The 19,591-nt window shown below is 55.1% G+C and carries 10 protein-coding genes; 3 read left to right on the plus strand and 7 right to left on the minus strand.

Annotated elements, in window-relative coordinates; translation table 11 throughout:
* Positions 1–760: 760 nt before the first annotated feature.
* The 3 genes from LLG96_12170 to LLG96_12180 form a co-directional block, all read right to left on the minus strand.
* Entirely contained in the window at positions 761–2,215 is a 1,455-nt protein-coding gene (locus tag LLG96_12170) for an amidohydrolase (GenBank protein ID MCE5250966.1), read from the minus strand.
* Positions 2,216–2,428: 213 nt separating this feature from the next.
* A complete protein-coding gene (locus LLG96_12175) occupies positions 2,429–3,898 on the minus strand; it encodes a hypothetical protein (GenBank protein ID MCE5250967.1) in 1,470 nt (489 codons plus the stop codon).
* Between the two features lie 181 nt (positions 3,899–4,079).
* A complete protein-coding gene (locus tag LLG96_12180) occupies positions 4,080–5,552 on the minus strand; it encodes a twin-arginine translocation signal domain-containing protein (protein MCE5250968.1) in 1,473 nt (490 codons plus the stop codon).
* Positions 5,553–5,978: 426 nt separating this feature from the next.
* Here LLG96_12180 and LLG96_12185 point away from each other — a divergent pair, with 426 nt between their 5' ends.
* The 3 genes from LLG96_12185 (at position 5,979) to LLG96_12195 (ending at position 13,023) form a co-directional block, all read left to right on the plus strand.
* On the plus strand, positions 5,979–8,606 hold the full coding sequence (locus tag LLG96_12185; protein MCE5250969.1) for a DUF4962 domain-containing protein: 2,628 nt from the start codon (positions 5,979–5,981) through the stop codon (positions 8,604–8,606).
* A gap of 271 nt (positions 8,607–8,877) precedes the next feature.
* Complete coding sequence (locus LLG96_12190) at positions 8,878–9,708, plus strand: amidohydrolase family protein (GenBank protein ID MCE5250970.1); 831 nt, start codon at positions 8,878–8,880, stop codon at positions 9,706–9,708.
* A gap of 39 nt (positions 9,709–9,747) precedes the next feature.
* A complete protein-coding gene (locus LLG96_12195; GenBank protein ID MCE5250971.1) occupies positions 9,748–13,023 on the plus strand; it encodes a hypothetical protein in 3,276 nt (1,091 codons plus the stop codon).
* Positions 13,024–13,248: 225 nt separating this feature from the next.
* Here the strand turns inward: LLG96_12195 and LLG96_12200 are convergent, their stop codons facing one another.
* The 4 genes from LLG96_12200 to LLG96_12215 form a co-directional block, all read right to left on the minus strand.
* Positions 13,249–14,775, minus strand: coding sequence for a sulfatase-like hydrolase/transferase (locus LLG96_12200; GenBank protein ID MCE5250972.1), 1,527 nt, complete (start codon positions 14,773–14,775; stop codon positions 13,249–13,251).
* A gap of 500 nt (positions 14,776–15,275) precedes the next feature.
* Entirely contained in the window at positions 15,276–16,859 is a 1,584-nt protein-coding gene (locus tag LLG96_12205; protein ID MCE5250973.1) for a sulfatase-like hydrolase/transferase, read from the minus strand.
* 269 nt (positions 16,860–17,128) lie between these two features.
* Positions 17,129–18,868, minus strand: coding sequence for a T9SS type A sorting domain-containing protein (locus LLG96_12210; protein MCE5250974.1), 1,740 nt, complete (start codon positions 18,866–18,868; stop codon positions 17,129–17,131).
* 123 nt (positions 18,869–18,991) lie between these two features.
* Positions 18,992–19,504, minus strand: coding sequence for an Lrp/AsnC family transcriptional regulator (locus LLG96_12215; protein ID MCE5250975.1), 513 nt, complete (start codon positions 19,502–19,504; stop codon positions 18,992–18,994).
* Positions 19,505–19,591: the final 87 nt, after the last annotated feature.

Raw genomic sequence — 19,591 nt, forward strand, 5'->3', positions numbered from 1 at the left:
AGGGATTACCCGGATTTTTTTAATCGTGGTCATCCTGCTAATCGTGAAAATCCCGGTTCAGATTTTTTGGGGGAGGTGCGGGAGGCAGATGTGTTGATGCCGCATAGGGATTCATCTAAAGACAAATACCCGGAACCCGGATTACCGGGATGAAAGGGATTACCCGGATTTTAAATCGTGGTCATCCTGCTAATCATGAAAATCATGGTTCAAAGTTTTTTTGGGGGAGGTGCGGGTGGAAGATGAGTTGATGCCGCATAGGGAATCATCTAAAGACAAATACCCGGAACCTGGATTACCTGGATTAATGGATTACCCGGATTTTTTTAAATCGTGGTCATCCTGTAAATCATGAAAATCATGGTTCAAAGTTTTTTGGGGGAGGTGCGGGAGGCAGATATGTTGATGCCGCATAGGGATTCATCTAAGGACAAAAACCTGGAACCCGGATTGCCGGGATTAAGGGATTACCCGGATTTTTAATCGTGGTCATCCGGCAAATCATGAAAATCATGGTTCAAAGTTTTTTGGGGGAAGTGCGGGAGGCAGATGTGTTGATGCCGCCAGGGGGATTCATCTAAGGACAAATACCCGGAACCTGGATTGCCTGGATTAATGGATTACCCGGATTTTTTTAATCGCGGTCATCCTGCTAATCATGAAAATCCCGGTTCAAAGTTTTCTGGGGGAGGTGCATGCGGAAAATGTGTCAATGCCGGTAACGATAGAGGACAGGCCCCGTCCTGTCCCTGTTCCACCGTCATCCCCATTTCACCGTCTTGAGCGCTTTTTCCTTCTCCGCGAGGTTGAAAATGCGCCGTGCGTTGCCGTTCATAATGGGTTCGACAAGCCCGAGAGCATCGTCGAGACTCATCCATCCTTCCTCGACAAGCTCGGCGAGAGCAAGTGCTATGCCCTTCCGCGCGATGACGGCGTGTCCGAGGACCGGCTCCACCGGAACATAATCCCCGCCGAAGGTGAGTATCTTGTTCGCGGGCGCGGTCACGAGGTATTTCTTGAGGAAATCCTTCGATGCGACCGGGTTGACAATCCATGCCCAGCACATGTCGAGGTATGCGTTCGTGTGCTGCTTGGCGATCGAGATCATCTCCTCGTAGTAGGGATAGCAGATGTGCATGAACACAAATCTCGTTTTCGGCGCGGCAAGGCAGAGGTTTGTGGCCGAACCGGGGTTGTTGATGAGCCGTGAGAGCGGCATGGTGTTCTGCCCGGCATAGTATCCCGTATGGAGTTTCACCGGAAGCCCGGTTTTTGTTGCCTTTTCGACCGCGTACCAGAAGAGATGATCTTCGAGCGCCTTTGTTTCGGCGGCTGTCATCGGTTGTTTTTCGAGCTTTTTCCTGAAAAGCGGCTCCGCGCGGTCGGCGGGGACTTTTTCGTAGTCGATGTCACGGCTGTAGGCGTTCTGCGATTTCACAGCCACGGCGTAGGTTCCGTACGTGTCGAACCACCAGTCGATCACACGGTGCCAGTCGGAAAGCGATGACGCCCTGATGCCCGCGGGCTCGCCGAACTGCCTGAAATCGGGCCCGGCGAACATGCCCACGATGCTGATATCCTGCATGAGCAGGGTCGGCATGGCGGTGCGCATGAACGGCGTCCCTTCGAGGCTGTTGACCTGGCAGGATTCGATGTTAGCGAGCTCGCAGAGGATGTGACGGTAGAATCCGGGGCGGACTGTTTTTTCGTATCCGGCCTGGACTTTTGCCACCGTTTTCGCCGAAAGCTCGTCGACACCGTAGAGCTCTTTCATGGCAATGCAGACCGCCTGGCCGTACGCCGTGTTTTTGACCGCCCACCAGTAGGGTTCGAGGATTTTCCACTTGTCCGACGGGTCGACATCGGGAGAGAAAAACCGGTCGTACACCTTCTGGGGCATACCGGCGGTGAGCAGGTCGGAATCGAGGTAATGTTCGAGCACAAGGCTCCAGTCGTCGCTCTTTATCCATGATACCGAATGCCCGTTGATCCGGCCCTTTTCCTCCATGAGGTGCTCGTGCGTGTCGATGAACGGGGTCTCCGTCACCCGTTTGAATATCTGTTCGCGGGCATCCTGCGAACCCGACGATCTCGACGGAGCCGGGGACGGTTTTTCCTGCCCCTGCGCTTTTCCTGAGCCGAGAAGCGAAAGAATACCGGCCGAGCCGAGCCCCTTGAGCGTCGCGCGTCTCTGAATGGTTTTTTTCCGTTTCATGGTCGTTTCCCCTTGTTTATCGCATTGTGTATTGTTTCGACTTCGTGTTTACACGTGCAAAATGTATGTCAAGGCTCGTCCGAAGAACAACTTGTTCTGGTCTTGACATGCAGGAAAACACATAGTTCTACGGGTGGTCGGTGAAAATGTCAATTCTCACCGGCCGCTCGATGGGAAAAGTGTGAATACGCCTCCAAAACACCACAATATATGTTACAGTTTCTCACGGTCGATGAACACATCGGTTCTCTGGAATACATAGCCGGTCAGCCCCAGCCCGGCGGTGCGGTCCATGAGCTCGCGGCAGACCTTTTCGGGCCATTCGTAACCTTTGATGACGGGGTGTGCGGGTATCCTGCCGCTGTCGATGGCGGCCATCCGTGTCCATTCATGGGTCATGAGCCTGATGAGACGGTCGTCGCCCAGGTTTGCGTAGAACTTCTTCATCTGGTCGTTGTACGTACCGTCCGTCGGGGCGGCCTCGGCGACGGCGAGGTCGGAAATCTTCCTGTCGGGCAGGCCGATATCCTGCCATCCGAAAAAGCCCGTGACAATCTTCAGCGCGACCGATTCATCGAGGCCGGGAACCCATTCGCAGAGCTGGTTCGCCCATGCCGCAACGACGCTGATGAACTGCCACTGCGCCCAGGAAAGCGGATGGAGGGCGTCCGAAGCGCCGTTGATGAGGTCCTCGTAGTTATGCCCCACGAAGAGCGACATGGTGGCGCCGTGCGTATCGGTGACAAAGCCGCTCCGGTGGTTTGTTTCGGTATGGATGACGTCATGAATGCGCTTGAGCGCGTTTCCGACCACCTTTGCCCTGAAATAGAGCCAGTCCATGACACCGTTGTCCTCGCCGAGGAACGAGATGAAATCCATGAATGTGAGATTGTATTTCGCCGCCTGTTCGAGCGTTTTACGGTCGAGACGTTCGAGGCGCGCCCGGAGTTTCATCATCGAATCCCGCATCAGGCCGAAATCGTACCCCATCTCCCCGGCAGCCTGCTGGCATGAGCTGCACCCGCACCCGAACAGGTTTGACCAGAACGAGGGCGTCGCATACCGGTAATGGGAGACATACATGGAATCGACATCGTACGTTTTAGCCGCAAACCCGAAGAGCGCCTGTTCCCATGCTTTGACAGCGGGTTTTTCGAAGCAGGCGGTATACTCCGAGTGGGCAAGGGCGTATTTGATGAGCGGAAGGTCTATGAACTTGACGCCGTCGAATGTCTCGCCCATGATCGCGCGGCTTTCCTCGCCGTAGTGATGCCCGGAGAAATAGAGCCAGAAATCCATGCCCCGGCGGTGTGTTTCCTCGATTGCCTGGATAAGCTGGGAATCGTCCTCGGTCTGACCGGCGTGCATGTAACGATCCGGGCCGAGCGGGTTCAGGCTTTTGAGCCAGTCGGGCATTTTTATCGCCTCGCCGCAGATGAGCACGTTGACGCCGAGTTTTTTCTGGAGGGCGTCGATATATTTCGGGTTTTTGATTATGTCGCTTGCGGAAGAATAACACCCCACGAGCTTTTTGCCGGGAACGCCGGTGACAAAGGGACGCGCCGAGGGTGCAGCTCCGGTTCGCGACGGCCATCCATCCCGTGCCGCGAGGAGGGTTCCCGCCGCCGCTGCCGTTCCCCGCGCGATGAAATCACGGCGGCTGATATCCGAAATGCTGTTCATGCTGTTTTCTCCTATAAGTCTTGTGATAAAGTCTGTACGTGTGGATATACGCTGTCAAGGGTCGGCACAAAGTGCCGATCCCCGATTAATGATTCGGGGACATGTTTACAAGCCCTTGACAGCACCGAAACAATACATTTCATTATTGGGCTCGTGAAAAATTTACTTTTTCACAGCCCTCCTATAGTCTGCTTTTATCGATGAGAACGTCCGTCCGCTGGAAAACATAACCGTTCAGCCCGAGGTCGAGGGCGCGCGCCATGAGCTCACGGCATACCGGCTCGGGCCACTCGAAACCCTTGATGACCGGATGGGCGGGCAATCTCCCGCGGTTGATCGCCGTCATACGTGTCCACTCGTGGGTCATGAGCCTGATGGTGAGGTCGGGATTGAAATAACCGTAAAACGACCCCTTTTCGTTGCTGTATGTGTCGTGCTTCGACATGTCTTCGCCGATGCGAAGGTCGGCGATCTTTTTGTCCGGCAGCCCGAGTCCGTCATACCCGAAGAACGTTGTCACGAGCTTGAGCGCGGTGGATTCTTCGAGGCCGGGAACCCATTCGCAGAGCTGGTTCGCCCATGAGGCGACCGCAGAGATGTGCTGTGTCGCGCACCACGAGAGCGGCTGGAGTGCGTCCGATGCGCCGTCGAAGAAATCCGCCCAGTTGTGCCCGACAAAGAGCGCCTGCGTGGCGTTGAAGGTGTCGGTCATGAACCTGCACTGGCCCGCCGTCGCCGTATGGACAGCATCGTGGATGCGCCTGAGCTCGCTGCCGACCACCTTCGACCTGAACACGAGCCAGTCGATGACTCCGTTGTCGCCGCCCAACAGCACGAGAAAATCGGTGAATGTCATCCTGAAACGGGCGGCCTGTTCGAGCGTTTTCCGGTCGAGCCGTTCGAGGCTGCGGCGGAGCTTCATCATCGAATTCTTCATTGCCTCGAAGTCATACCCCATCCGGTCGGCTTCTTCACGGCAGGAGCTGCATGCGCACCCGAACAGGTTTGTCCAGAAGGACGGGCTCGCATAGCGGTAGTGCGATACGTACATCGAGTCCGCGCCGTATGTCCGTGCGCCGTAGCTGAACACCGCCGGTTCGTACTCCCTGACAGCGGGCTTTGCAAAGCACGATGTCTTCATGGATTCGAGCGAGTACTTTATCGGCGGGAGATCGAGGAACTTGACACCGTCGAAAGTCTCGGATATGATCGGGCGGCTCTCTTCGCCGTAATGGTGGCCCGTGTAGTAGAGATAGAACTGCATGCCGCGACTGTGGGTATCCTCGACAGCTCTGTGGACTCCGGAATCGTCCCCGGTGTGACCTCGGGCGTTCATGATGCGGTCGGGACCGATGGGATTCATCCTGAGGAGCCAGTCGGGCAGCCTGATGGGGGGGCTGCAATACAGGGTGTTGACGCCGAGTTTGGCCTGGAGGGCATCGATGTATTTCGGAGAGTCGAGTATTTCCTCGAGGGTGCAGTAACAGCCTATGACCCTGTTTTTCGAAACACCCGGCTGTATGGAGCTAACCGGTTCGGAACCGGCTGTCTGTGCGGCGCGGGTTTCACTGGTTCCTGTAAGGATTCCGGCTGCCGTCGCCGCGGTTCCCGTTCTGAGAAAGTCACGGCGGCTGATATGTGGAAAAAACTTCATGGAAAAGCTCCACGATAAAATAGCGCCCGATCGATTCACACGATTCGATAGAACGCGGATTTACGCTGATTTGAGTATTTTTTGATGTTTTCCGGTTATCCGGTTAAATTAGCTGACATGATTGATCCCTCTCGGCTTCGCCGTGTCCCCCTTACAAAAGAAAGGGGGATGAAAGTGCCCTTAAAGCCGTTCCCCCTTTAATAAGGGGGGATGCCGGAAGGCAGGGGGGATCATGTATCAATGACAAGTATGTTATATTCCTTTGTTAGAATCTACAATATATATCGCAGGCATGAAAGAAAAAGCTGAAAAATCAGGAGTACCTTTCCGGATTGCGCTCAGTTTTTATTGGAATACCACCTTCATCTTGCGTATCATAGAGATGCGGTCTCACATGATTGGTCATAAACAGGGAGGAGAAAAGCCATGGTCATATTTTCCGGCATGCTTGCGCGAGGGAATCCTTCAGTTCACAGGGTGGTATGCACCGAAAAAAATATAAAAGCCACAATGACGATACTATGGCGTCAACGTGTCGCTATTATCGGGATGGTGACAGCGTTCATGGCCATCTGTCACACTGCCCGTGCTGCCGAACCGGTCGTATGGGATTTCGAATCGGGAACGCTCTCATGGCGCCCGGCGGCGAAGATGATTACGGTATCGCGGGCGCAGGGTGTTAATGCGGACGGTCAGGGGAAGGCAAGCCTCCGGGTGTGCGGTTCGTGCAAAGGACTTGCCGACTATGCCTCCTCCGGGGCGCTCCCGATGACAACACGGCAGTTTTTCCGGCTTTCGGCGTGGGTACGGATAGACCATCCCGGTACGGATTCCCCGCTTCCGTTCGTAAAGTGCGTGTTCGAAGCGCAGGAGCCGGGTACATGGCTCGGTCAGGCTCTCACCGCGCGGTATGACACATCGCGTATGGGGACATGGCAGCGCCTTACGGGAGAATTCCGCGTGCCCTACGGGACGGAGCGGGGAAGGATTGTGCTCGGAAGCGAACACCGGCTCCCGGAACAGAACAGCGCCTCGGCTGAGATCGATGTGTATCTCGACGGCGTCACGCTCGAACCGATAGAACACCTCTCCATCGAGGGAAAGTACTACCTGAAGCCCGTGCCGCCGGAGCTCGAACGCATGCGTGGAGTGCATCCGAGGCTCTATCTCACCGGACAGCGTATCGGCGAGCTGAAATCCGCGATAAAGACCACCCATGCGGCGCTCTGGAAGGAGTTTATTGCACAGGCGGACAAAATTGCCAGGCAGGAGCCGCCGAAGTACCGTGACGAGTCCGAGTGGACTAACACCGAGCAGCTCTACATGCGCCCGGTCGGGGACAACATGCCGTTCCTCGCGCTTGCGTATGTGCTGACCGGAGAGCGGAAATACCTCGACAGCGCCCGAACCTGGGCGCTCGCCGCTTGCGGGTACCCGACATGGGGCCTTTATGAGTTCGAAAACTCCGACCTGTCGACCGGACACCAGCTTTTCGGGCTTGCGCTCGTGTACGACTGGTGCTGGCGCGATCTTGACGACGAAACACGGCGGACTATCCGTGAAACGCTCATAAAGAAATCGGCATACCTCTTCGATGTCGCGGCAAAAGGCATCATCGTGAAGGACAGCGCGGCATATGCCATCCACCCCTGGCCCGAGTGGGACGAGGCGTTCCTCCAGAACCACCTGTGGATAAACTCCTGCGGAATTGCCGCCGCCGGGCTCGCGATTTTCGACGAGGACGATGAAGCCGGGCGCTGGGTGGCGTACACCCTCGACCGGTACCATCACACCATGGCGGTGCTCGGCGATGACGGCGCCAGTCACGAAGGGCCCGGATACTGGAGCTACGGCGTCGAGTGGATGCTCAAGTTCATGTACCTCGCCCGCGACCTTACCGGCGACGATATGTATGACCATCCATGGTGGCGGAAAACGGCAATGTATCGCCTCTATATGGGGCTACCCCAAAACTCCTGGAGCTACAGCAATACGACGGTCGATTATGGCGACAGCCCGCGCTACGACTGGTACGGCGCCGATTACATGCTGCGTGCCCTCGCCCATGAATACCGTGACGGGTACGCACAGTGGCTGGCCGATGCGCTCGACAGGGCGAATGCGGAGCACCCCATAGCCCGGTGGCTCAATCTTCTCTGGTACGATCCCTCGGTGAAGGCGATACCCCCCGATGGTCTGCCGACGCTCCGCCATTTCCCGGACATCGATCTCGTCACGGCGCGCTCGGACTGGTCGGGCGATGAATCGTTCGTGTTTTTCAAATGCGGTCCCTATATCGGTCATACGGCGATCCGTGAGTTCACCTACTGTCCCTCGTCCGCGCACCACGTGCACCCGGACACGGGCAATTTCATGGTGTTCGCCTGCGGGGAATGGCTCATCCGCGATGACGGCTACCGTGCCAAGTTCACGGGCTACCATAATACGCTCCTCATCGACAGCGGCGAACAGCTCGGCGGCGGCGGGCCGATATTCAACGGTGCGGAACCGCATGGCTTTCAGGCTCGGCCGCGTATTATCCGCGCGGTGTCCGCTCCCGGGTTCGATCATATCACCGGGGATGTCGCGGAAGCCTATCCTAAAGCTGCCGGGCTCCGGTGCTTCGTCCGTCACCTCCTTTTCCTGAAACCCGATGTACTCATCGTTGCGGACGATATCGCGCTTGACATGGCGCACGATCTCGAGCTCCGTTTCCACCCTGAGCAGCAGGAGGGAAGCTGTTCGGGCAACGCCTTCGTCATGCATGGTAAACAGGCTGTTCTCCGTCTCGATCCCCTCGTTTCCGAGGGCGTTGATGTCAGCGCGGAAAGCATCATCGCACTGCCGAAGGAGCCCGACGAGAAGGGAATACCCCTGTACACGGTACGGCTCCGGAAGCATGGGAGCCAGTGGCGGAACGCCGTCGCACTCTCATGGGCGAAAACGGGCGGTGAGCCGGTGACCGTAACATGCAGGGCGCAGGGCGATACATGGACATTCACCGCCGGAGGCCGCACTGTGACGCTGAACTGGAAAACCGGCGAGGCGAAGTGATAGGAGCAAAGGAGCAAAGAGGCAAAGGAACTGAGGAGCAGAGGGACAAAGTGACTAAGTTGAAAGAGAAAAATTTATAATTGTGATTATGGAGTATCTTCGATGGTTTGTAATCCTTACTTACTGCGGCTTTACCCTTATTAATGGAGTGCGGTGGTCTGCGTGTGTTTTTATCCCCCTTTGTTTTATAAGGGGGAAACGGCGCAGCCGAGGGGGATCGATGATAAATAATATTTCAAAGATATAACCACATTTATACCGGGGAGAAACCATGAAACGACCGATAATCGACATGCACAATCACCTCATACCTGATGAGAGCGTTCTGCCGGGCTACGAGGAGGCAGCGGAAAAACTGGGGATCAGGAAGATCGTATTCCAGGGGCTCGAATGGCCAGGCGTCCCCTATTCGAGAAACTCCGCGCTGCTTGCCGCCATGAAACGGCGTCCCGACCTCGCTGTCGGATTCGGCGGCATCAACCTCTGGGAACCGGTCGAGCCCGACCGTATCGACAGGCTCCGCGACCAGGGCTTTGCCGGGCTCAAATTCATCCTTCCGCCCGAACCGTACCATTCCGAGCGGTTCTACCCCTATTACAAGCGGGCGGAAAAGCTCGGGATTCCGATTCTCTTTCACCTCGGCATCATTTCCTCAAAAGGAACGGAGGGTGTGCGCGTCGATAACAACTTCATGCGGCCCATCTATCTCGACACCATCGCCCGCTCGTTCAGGGGACTGACCATCATCGGGGCGCATCTGGGAAATCCATGGTTCGAGGAGGCGACCATGAGCGCCCGCTGGAATCCCAACCTGTTCTTCGATCTCTCCGGCTCGACCCTCAAGAAAAAGAGGCCGTCCTTTATCGGCGACCTGCTCTGGTGGAGCGATAAAACCGAATACCGCTCGCCTTTCTGGTCGAGCGCATGGGAACAGATCGTGTTCGGCGCCGATGTCGGGCCGGAAAAGGAGCACGATGTGGTCAACGATTACACGGTTCTGCTCGATACCCTCGGCGTTGCCGACCATCTCCGGCAGGCTGTGTTTTACGGGACTGCGGCGAACATCCTCAGAAAAGCGGGTGTAAAAATAGATGAAGCCTGATAAACTGTGTGCAGATGGGTTTACCGTATGAGGTGTGCTATGAGAGTGAAGGATATTTTCACCGAATCAACTTTTATCAGGTCTATTACTGTCGCTGTAATAGCCCTGATTTTTGGTATCATGAACGCGACACTGTCTGCATCCTCGGTTCTCATCACCCCACAAGAGCTCGAGCAGGCGAAGGTTCGCATGACCCGGGAGCCGCTCAAGAGCTACTTCGAGAGCCTGTCCCGCGGCGACGGCGGCAATTCCGCTCCGATCCTCTATCTCCTCACCGGCGAAAAGCGGTATGCTGAAAAAACGCGGGCATCCATCCAGGAAAATCTCGACTATTTGCGGACATATATCCCGACCATGATCAATATCTGGATTCTCCGGAGTCCCGGGCAGGTCGTCTCGACCCTCCTCGCCTATGACATGACGAAGGAAAGCGGGGTCTACACCGCGGATGACCTCCGTGAGATAAAGGAAACCATGGCATGGTGCATCACTCACTACCGCAACCATGGCGCCGATCATCTTGGGAAAGGCTTTATCTACCAGACCGACTACATTCCCGAGGACATGGAGGACTGGGTCATCGCGAACATGAACGTCCACCGTCTCCTCGCGGTCGGCCTCTATGGGCTCGTGTTCCCGGATGCTCCGGGCGCGGCGGAAAACACGCGCTATACGGTCGATTATTTCGAGCGTATCCTGAGCCTCGGTTCACGGCCCGGCGGCGCATGGGCGGAAAATCCACGTTACATGGGCGGCGTGCTCCAGGAATTGTACATGCTTGCTGCGGCGCTGAAAAATGCAGGCGAGCGCGACTTTTTTCAGGACGGGCGTTTCAAAGAAATGCTCGGTTTCTTCGCCGAAAGCATACCCGCTCCCGGCATGAAGGGCCCGGACAGGCCGACCATGCTTGCCGCGGACGATTCCAACTGGTGGGAGAACAGGGGCGCGATTCTCGCCTGGGCTGCACCGCGGTATCACGACGGCGACCCCGACGAGACCGGCCGGTGGATGTGGTGCTGGCGGAATCTCGATTCCCCGCTTACACCGGAGAGTCTCCTCTTTGCCGATCCCGGCATCGCTTCGGTAAAGCCCGCATACACGAGTTATCTGCCCGGCCTGGGGTATGTCATCTTCCGCGACCGTTTCGCCGAGCCGGACGAGACCTTCCTGTTCGCAACCTTCGGCCCGGAGTACGGCACTTCGAACCGTACCATGCACCATCAGCCCAATCACGGCGATTTTTCGCTCATCTGGCGCGGATACCCCGTCATGCTTACAAGGGGATGCTCATCGTACGTGTGGTCGCGGCGCATGCGTGACCAGACGGATTTCTCCCACAGCGTGGTCACGTTCGACGGCGACGGGGAGTCGATTGTCATTCCCGAGCATAAATACGGCGGCCCGGCGGTCGAGGTGAACGGCGGTATCGACGAATCCCTTGTCCGAGATTACTACCCGGACGGCCTCACGAACTTCGTTTCCGCGCACGGTTTCGACTATGCGGCGGGAGAGGTGAAGAACTGGGATGTCGGCCTGCCCGCTCCGTTCAACGTGCGGCACCTTCTCTTTCTCAAACCCGATGTGCTCGTTGTCTGGGATCAGGTACGGTCATCGTACCCGCTCCAGTGGAACCTTCACCTTCCCGCAGAGACGGTCACGAGCTCCGGCAACCGCATATCCCTGACCAACCGTGACGGCGTCGATATGACCATCGACTTCCTCCAGGACGAACCGCTCGACTTCACTCTCGGCTGGCCGCTCGAAAGCATCCGCGCCGAATGGCCCATGGTGCTGAGCTGTCCTTACGGGAAGGGGATGTTCGTGTTCAACGCCCTCGATATCGCCCGTCAGGTGCTGTACAGCGATAACGAAGGGGCGCGGAAAATCCTCGAAAACATCCTCTCGTACCCGAAGAGGCCGGAACACATCGGCCTGATCGAGACGGACGGCCAGACCGAGGCGGTGCTCAGGCGGCTCGGGTTCAGCTTCGAGCTCCTCGATTACCGGGCGCTTGATGGCGACCTGTCGCGATTCGACCGTATTGTGGTCGGTCAGTTTGCCGTGCTTGTCCGCGACCGCGACATGATTGACTGGCGCGAAAAGCTCTGGAAGTACGTTGAGAACGGCGGCGTCTGTTACTGGGCTTACCAGTATGCGTGGGGATGGAAGCCGGGCGACACCTCCGGGCCGGGATATTTCCCGCGGACGCTCATGGTGGGCGAAGGAACGTCGGTGCTCTGGGGTGAGGGCATCGAGCTCTGGCGCCCCGTGACCATGGACGACAGCCCCATCTGGAACAGCCCGAACCGTATCACCCCGGCGGACTGGGACGGCTGGCAGGTCGGGCCTCCCGATACCACAAAGGTGATGCCGCTCTATCCCATTCTGCCGAACACCGACCGTGCCCGGAACATCCCCGTCTATTACTCGGATTACTGGAAGGTGCATGCATCGGCGCTCAGAACCTACAACATCAACGTGCCCCCGACACGGAGCCGCTTCGGGCCGTACCGCTGGATAAAGGTTCATCACGCGCCCTCGGACGACTATTTCGCGGTTCTCCGCCTCGGTAAAAAGGGAGTGACCGGAAGCCCGCCTTCCGACGAAATACTCCGCGGAACCGAGCGTGAAGCGCTCATCACCCAGGGAAACGATGTGTGGTGGATATTCCTCGGGAATCATTCGGGACTGACCGGTAACCTCGCCCTGTTCAGATACGATGCCGGCGCGGTGAAGTTTACCGTAGCAAAAGACGGGGAAAAAGACATCGACAGCGGTCAGCGTTTCACCGTGACCCCTGGCGATATCCTCCTTGTCGATGCTGTCGACGCGACGGTTGGTGGACTCAGGTTCCTGTTCGAGCACCCCGCCACGCTCTCTTTCGGCTTCGGTACATCCTCGGGAAAACTGTCGATGCTCGAGGGCGGGAGGATCGAGCTGCCGTGGAAGCTTACCCGCGCTGCCATCTCGGGCAAGTCGATCAAGGTGGAAAAGACCCGCGCCGGGACGGTCATCGCGATCCCCCCCGGAGAATACGCTGTCAAAATCGACGGGAATTCTCTGGAGTTAACCCTTATAAGCCACGTGGGCAGGGTAACCGTAATGGACGGGGATAACCGTCCGGTGCAGTGGGTGCATGTGTTCCGCGACCTGCCCGGAGCGGGGAGAACGCTCTTTCAGGGCGCGACCGATGCGCAGGGCAGTCTTCCCGTACGGTGGGAGGGCGATGAACGTCAGACAATCACCCTCGTCAAAGACACGAAGTCAGTCCGCGCGGAGATCAGACCCGGCGTACAGACCGTGGAGTTTAAATAAAGGAAGGCACAAGGCATAAGGCATAAGGCACAAGTGAAAAAGATAAAAAAACAAGACGCTAAGGCATAGAGACACAGAGGCAGGAACCAAGGAACTGAGGAACAAGGTAAAAGTAACAAGTAATCCCTCATACCTTGTTCCTTTTTTTCTGTCTTTGTTTTTCCCTTGTGCCTGTTTTTATATCTTTCCCCTTATGCCCTGTGCCTTCTACCTTATGCCTGTTTTTCACCCCAGCATGGGTGTTGCCCAGACGAGGAGCGGGTCGTTATGGCTTTTCATCCATTGGAGCAGGGTAGACCGCGCCCAGGCGAGCTTCTTTTTGTCCACCGAGGCGATGATGTTTTTCGTCTCGTTCGGATCGGCCCCGAGGTCGTAGCATTCGTCGAGGTCCATGGGATTATAGATGTACTTGAACGTGGGCGTTCTCACCATGCGCTGATAGAAAGGCACCTGGTGACCGAAATGTTCGGTGATGATGTAGTCATCCCTGACCGCCTGTTTTTCGCCTTTAATGATGGGCAGAATCGATGTGCCGTCAAGTCCGTTCGGAATTTCGCAGCCTGCGGCCTCCAGAAATGTCGGTGCAAAGTCGAGCAGGGTCACGAAGGCATCGGACGACGAGGGCTTAATGGCGGGATGGGACACGATCATCGGGATACGGGTGATGACATCGTACATGCCGAATCCCTTGTCCCAGAAACGGTATGAGCCCACGCTGCTCCCGTGATCGGCGGAGTAGATTATGAGCGTACGGTCGAGCTCGCCCTTGTCTTCGAGCGCTTTGAGAATCCGCCCGATTTCCTCGTCGATGAGGCTGATATAGCCATAGTAGAGCCCGATGAGCCCGGGGATATTGTCCCTCGTGAACCAGCCTGTCTTCCAGTATTCGCCGTACCGTGTGATTACACCGGGCTTGTCCGAAAGGTCGCAGTCGAAATTTGGCCAGGCTTTGATTTTTGCCCCGTTGTACATCTCCCAGTGTTTCCTCGTAATGTTGTACGGCGCGTGCGGACCCCAGAAATTGCAGCCTATGAAGAACGGTTTTCCGGTTCCGGCGTGACGGTTGATGGCGTCGATGGTCTGGCTGGCAAGATACGCCGGGATCGATGCCGACTGCGGCCCCTCCTGAAGGCCCGCGTAGTGGCGGTATCCGGTGGGATCGAGCTTTTCTTCGAGCAGGTTGAACCCGCCCACACCCTGTTTTTTCAGGTACTCGACATAGTGCGGATGATTGGCGGGATACCCGTAGTCGGGATAATAAGGCAGGTCTTCGTACCCCCGTGCGGCGGGTTTGTTCATTAACGTTCCGATATGCCATTTGCCTATATGGGCGCAGTTCCACCCTTTGGCGCGGAGTGATTCGCTGAAGAACCGCGTTGTGGGTTCCGGATCGTTGAAGCCGGTCTGGAACGGGGAGCGGGATGTGTTGAAAACGAGCTTGTGGTTGTGCGCCCACAATCCGGTCTGGAACGACGTACGCGCCGGAGTACAGACGGGCGACGGCGTATAGGCGTTGTTGAAGCGGATTCCGGTACGCGCCAGACGGTCGATATTCGGTGTCTTTACCACCTGGTTGCCGTAGCATCCGAGACAATCCTGGCGCTGCTGGTCGACAAAAAGCACCAGAATGTTTCTGATCTCTCCCTTTGTGTCGCCTGATGATGGCGCGGCAGCTCCGAACGCCCGGTTACTCCCGAGGGCGGCGCCCGCTCCGTACAGATTTGCCCGCCTGATAAAATCTCTCCGATCCATCGGTTTTTATGTCCTCTCGATAAGGAATGTATGGCTGATCAATCGATTCGGCATCTATTCCAAATATCGGAATCATTAGTTATTCGTCGGCGCGATATCTCTACGTAAATGAAGTTTATCATAACACGTTTAAGAGGGCGTGTGAAAAAGTATTTTTTTCATACGCCCGGTTATGAAATATATTGTTTGTTCGCTGTCAAGGGCATGTAAATCAGCACTCCGTGCTGACCCTTGACAGCTTTTATCCACACTTACGGGGTTTTTCACAAAGCGTTTAATAGTACCGCGATAAAGTGTCATTCCCGTGAAAACGGGAATCCATTATTCAATGCTTATAACAGAGCAAGGGTAATACTGGATTCCCGATTCACTTTGTTCTCGGGAATGACGATACTCATAAGATTCATGAATGATTATAAGCTGACAGTATAACCGGAAACCATGTATCTATTGTACTCATGGTTTATTTGCGCGTGTACTCCCTGAATCCCCCTTCTCTTTCATCCGGTGAACTCGCCGAACGGATGATTACCGAACGTGGCGAGCCACCGTTTCAGCCGTCCTTTCATGTCCCCGAGCGTTTGCGAATACTCGGGGTCATAGGCGAGATTGACAACCTCGTCCTCGTCGATGCTCAGATCGTACAGTTGGTCGGGGTCCCAGAAATTCGGATGTTCCAGGAGCACCTTGTGCTGATGAGGTTCGAGCGCCCGGTTATGGTAAAACCGCTTCCCGGTTTTTTTCGCTTCTTCCTGCGCTTCCTTTGAATAGCGGAGCGCGGTGTATTTCCACCGGTCGGTGCAGACCGCGTGCGTCCATCCGATCTCGAAGAACAGCTCGTCGTGTATGGTTTTCTTGCGTCCGAGCAACAGAGGCATCAGGCTTGCGCCGTCTATCTCCATGGCCGCCGGTTTCTGAACGCCGCAGGCGTCGAATATGGTCGGAGCAAGATCGATATTCTGCACAAGGCTTTCGGTGACCTGCCCGCCGCGTATCTTTCCTTTCCACTGCGCCATGAACGGAATGCGGATACCGCCCTCGAACAGAGTGCCTTTTGCGATGGTGGCGTTGTCACTCACAAACAGGATGAGGGTATTCTCGGTGAGTTTCAGGTCATCGAGCTTTTTGAGCAAAACCCCGATGCCGTCGTCCATCCATGTGCAGAAGGCTGTCTCGGGACGGTAGCCTGCCGCTGTCACCCGCTTGATGACATCCTTGCGGGTTGGCATGACATCCGGCGCCTTGTCGAGGTAGCCTGCCGCCGTAATGCGCGGATCGGACTGCACGAGCGATTCCTGGGGGTGCGGTATATGGTGGAGGGTCGGCGCAAAATAGAGGAAAAAGGGCTTGTCCCTGTTCTGGTCGATAAAATCGAGCGCGCCCTTGACGACCCATTCGAGGTTATGGATGTTGAGCTGGTGGTTGTTGAAGCTCTCGGGATTCCCGAAATAGATGCTCTCGGCATAATCGAACCCACAGGACTGTATCGCCTCGCGGTAACGGTCGTGGTTGTACCGGAGGATTTCCGTTATTTTGGGGTCGTGAAGATCGGCCTCGCCATCAACCTTCGTCCATGCATCCCCGCGGGGGAGCTGCCTGAGATTCTCTCCGCCGCCCTGATCCCATTTTCCCACCATGCCCGTCGTATAACCGGCCTGCTTCATGACATTGGCGATGTTCGGCTGGCCGGGCGTGATACGGGTGTTGAAGCTTACCTCGACCTGGACTCCCTCGGGGAAGGCCCTGGTGAACTGGGGATTACTGCACCGTCCCGCAAACTGCCCTGTCAGGCAGCCGTACCGGCTCGGCGTACACACGCTCGTGGTGACATAGCCCCGGTTGAACCGTACTCCCTCATGGGCGATGCTGTCCTGGTTGGGCGTGTACCGCTTGTACCCGTAACAGCCGATCTGATCGAAATTCTGGTCGTCCGTATACATGAGGATGACGTTCGGTCTCCGTTGTGCCTGCGCCATGGCGGATGGCGTTAACCCACCGGTCAGCGCCCCTGCGGTCAGGCCGGCGGCACCGCATATACCCCTCCTGATGGCTTCCCGGCGATTAAGTGTGTTGGGTGATGACATGATTCTCTTTTCCTGTTGGATGGTTCATGAGAAGTCTTTTTAAAAAACACACAACATGTCAGGATTAAGGCTGTCAAGGGTCGGCTCAAAGAGACGATCCCCGATTAATGATTCGGGAACAAGCTTACATGTCCTTGACAGCACCCCAAAAACAAATTTCGTAACGGGGTGCGTGAAAAATATACTTTTTCACCGCCCTCTGAAAATGATACGTAAGGGCCCATCGGGTGAGGATGGACCCTTGTGTGCGATACGTGCTCTATAGTACGTTATTTCAGCAGGGTCATTTTAATGGTTTTCGCATATGCGCCGCTCTTCACCGTACAGAAGTAAACACCGGCGGAGAAGCCCGATGCATCCCATACGGCCGAATGATTTCCGGCGCCCAGGTAACCGTCTGCAATCGTTGTGACCTTCTGACCGGCGGAATTATAAACATCGACCGATACAACGCCTGCCTCGGGAAGGGTGAAGTTTAACGTTGTGGACGGGTTGAACGGATTGGGCGAGTTCTGGGCTACGGCAAATGACGACGGAGCGGTTTCCTCCACCGCCACGGGATTGCTCGTAATGGTGCCCTTGATCGAATCATGGGCGACATACCAGATTCCGGTTGTTTCACCCTCGCCGCCGGTCGAGGTGTTGTCCGTGTAAATACCGTCGAACGGGGAGCCATAATCGACATAGACGGTTCCTATCTTGATGTTCGCCGTCTCGCCCGCGAATGCAAAGTATCCTATACCGGTGCCGTCGGGAGCGATGAGACCGAAGGAGACGGCGCCCATATCATAACATCCGAACGAGGAGAACAAATTTTCATCCGCGCCGGTAACATAAGCATAGGGAGCGACATTATAGTCGTTGCATACCCACGGCCGTGGAGAATCGGCAGCGAAATTATGGTCGCCGACATAGTCGCCGTTGCCGTTGCCCCACATGATGAAATCGGCGTCATCTTCAGCAAGCGGATTGATCATCTCACGGTAACAGGCGTTGAACCGCGACAGCATGAGATAATCGTGCTTTTTGACAATCTGTGTCGGACCGCCGCTCGCCTGACCGCCTTTCTCGGCGTCCTCTTTGCTGTACCAGCGATCGGACATATCGACTTCATGGTCGAACACACCGTCTTCCATGGATATATACGCAATGATGTTTGTCGGCTCAAATGATGTGTTGTCGTGAGTCGCCATAATAATGTAATCCTGAACCTGTTCGATATCGGCCATGTTCCAGTTGGCAATTTTCAGCATATTGGCGACTGTAAACTTCGAAAATCCCTCGTTGCCCCAGTCTGTCTGGAGGACAACAGGACCATTCGGGACCCACTGAAGTTTCGCGATACGCTCCACGACTGATTCCTGGTCGGGGCACCAGAAGTAAAAGTAATTGTAATCATTAGGGTCCAGCACGAGATGATGTCCCCACAGGTCTGTCGTGGTTTTTTCAACAAGGGTTGAATCGTTGGGGTCTGTTCCGATTGTCATTTTTGTCAGGTCGGAAAAATAGAGTTGCGGATTCGACTTGGGAGTGCCATCCTCTTTGTGTGTTACCACTTTAACCTGATTATATCTGTCCATGAAGCAATATCTGTTGACAGCCTTTTTCTGATTGACATTGTCATACCCGTAGATATAGTAGGTATATTCTCCTGCGGGGACCAGTTTGCCATCGTTGTCCTTGCCCTCCCATTTCAGGACACTCTTCCCGATGTCGAGCTGCTGGAGGCTGCCCATATACACGCACGTATCGATCTTATTGACAAAATGCCAGCCGAGATAACCATTTTTGACCGCGACGATCTGGTTTGCCTTGTCCTTGGTGAATACTGTGAACAGAGCAGCAGCCGGAGTTCCGGTTACCGTAACGGGTATTTCCAGTGTTTTTCCGTCAAAATTATACGGAATCATATCGCTTGCGGAAATCTTCATGACCGTCGGCGCGAAATTCGCTCCGAATGCAACGGTTGCTGCCATTAACAGAGCAAGAATAACCAATCCTGTTTTCATGGTTTACCTCCCTTTTCACTGAATTCAATGATAACTCAAATATCTTACAATACTCCTCACAAGGCTACTTTCTCCTTTCTGTTTTGATTCAGGTGAACGTTTTCGGGAATTATATTGAAATATTTACTTTTTTTTGGCGGTCTCCGATGTTGGTTTTTCCCCATCATGCCCGTTTGAAGTTATAAAAAGCTTGGCGAATTTGTCCGATTTGATAAAAATACCGATATCTTTGAGGAGCAGAAACGACTCGGTACGAGATATCCCCCGTATGTTGTGCAGGTTGTTGCCGATGACATCGATGACCATGTCCCGCGATGTGGCGGCAAACATGGCGATGTAATCGTATCTCCCCGTCGAGCCGGATACATGCAGTATATTGGGAATCTTATAGATTTCTTCGAGCTGGCTCCTGTATTTTTTCGATGCCTCGATACCGACAAACATGATGAGAACCTGGGGGAACTTTTTCAGGTTCACTTCGCAGGAAAACTGGATAATCCCGGTGTCCTCGAGCTTCTTTATTCTTTTCCTGACCGTCGAATTGGGAAGATCGAGTTTTTTCGCAATGGAAAGTATCGGCATTCTGCCGTTATTGCCCAGGAGATCAATGATTTGCACATCGACGGGATCGAGCATAATAATTTACTCCAAATTTGATGGTTTTTTTAATAATTTTTCCCTGATAATAATAAAATTATAAAAAAATTGTTTTGCAACAGTTAT

Source organism: bacterium (assembly GCA_021372535.1).
Taxonomy (GTDB): Bacteria; Latescibacterota; Latescibacteria; order Latescibacterales; family Latescibacteraceae; genus JAFGMP01.

Excerpts from the sequence above, each read along its gene's own strand:
- LLG96_12170 (MCE5250966.1), bottom strand. The coding sequence starts at position 2,215 with ATGAAACGGAAAAAAACCATTCAGAGACGCGCGACGCTCAAGGGGCTC.
- LLG96_12175 (MCE5250967.1), bottom strand. The coding sequence starts at position 3,898 with ATGAACAGCATTTCGGATATCAGCCGCCGTGATTTCATCGCGCGGGGA.
- LLG96_12180 (MCE5250968.1), bottom strand. The coding sequence starts at position 5,552 with ATGAAGTTTTTTCCACATATCAGCCGCCGTGACTTTCTCAGAACGGGA.
- LLG96_12185 (MCE5250969.1), top strand. The coding sequence starts at position 5,979 with ATGGTCATATTTTCCGGCATGCTTGCGCGAGGGAATCCTTCAGTTCAC.
- LLG96_12190 (MCE5250970.1), top strand. The coding sequence starts at position 8,878 with ATGAAACGACCGATAATCGACATGCACAATCACCTCATACCTGATGAG.
- LLG96_12195 (MCE5250971.1), top strand. The coding sequence starts at position 9,748 with ATGAGAGTGAAGGATATTTTCACCGAATCAACTTTTATCAGGTCTATT.
- LLG96_12200 (MCE5250972.1), bottom strand. The coding sequence starts at position 14,775 with ATGGATCGGAGAGATTTTATCAGGCGGGCAAATCTGTACGGAGCGGGC.
- LLG96_12205 (MCE5250973.1), bottom strand. The coding sequence starts at position 16,859 with ATGTCATCACCCAACACACTTAATCGCCGGGAAGCCATCAGGAGGGGT.
- LLG96_12210 (MCE5250974.1), bottom strand. The coding sequence starts at position 18,868 with ATGAAAACAGGATTGGTTATTCTTGCTCTGTTAATGGCAGCAACCGTT.
- LLG96_12215 (MCE5250975.1), bottom strand. The coding sequence starts at position 19,504 with ATGCTCGATCCCGTCGATGTGCAAATCATTGATCTCCTGGGCAATAAC.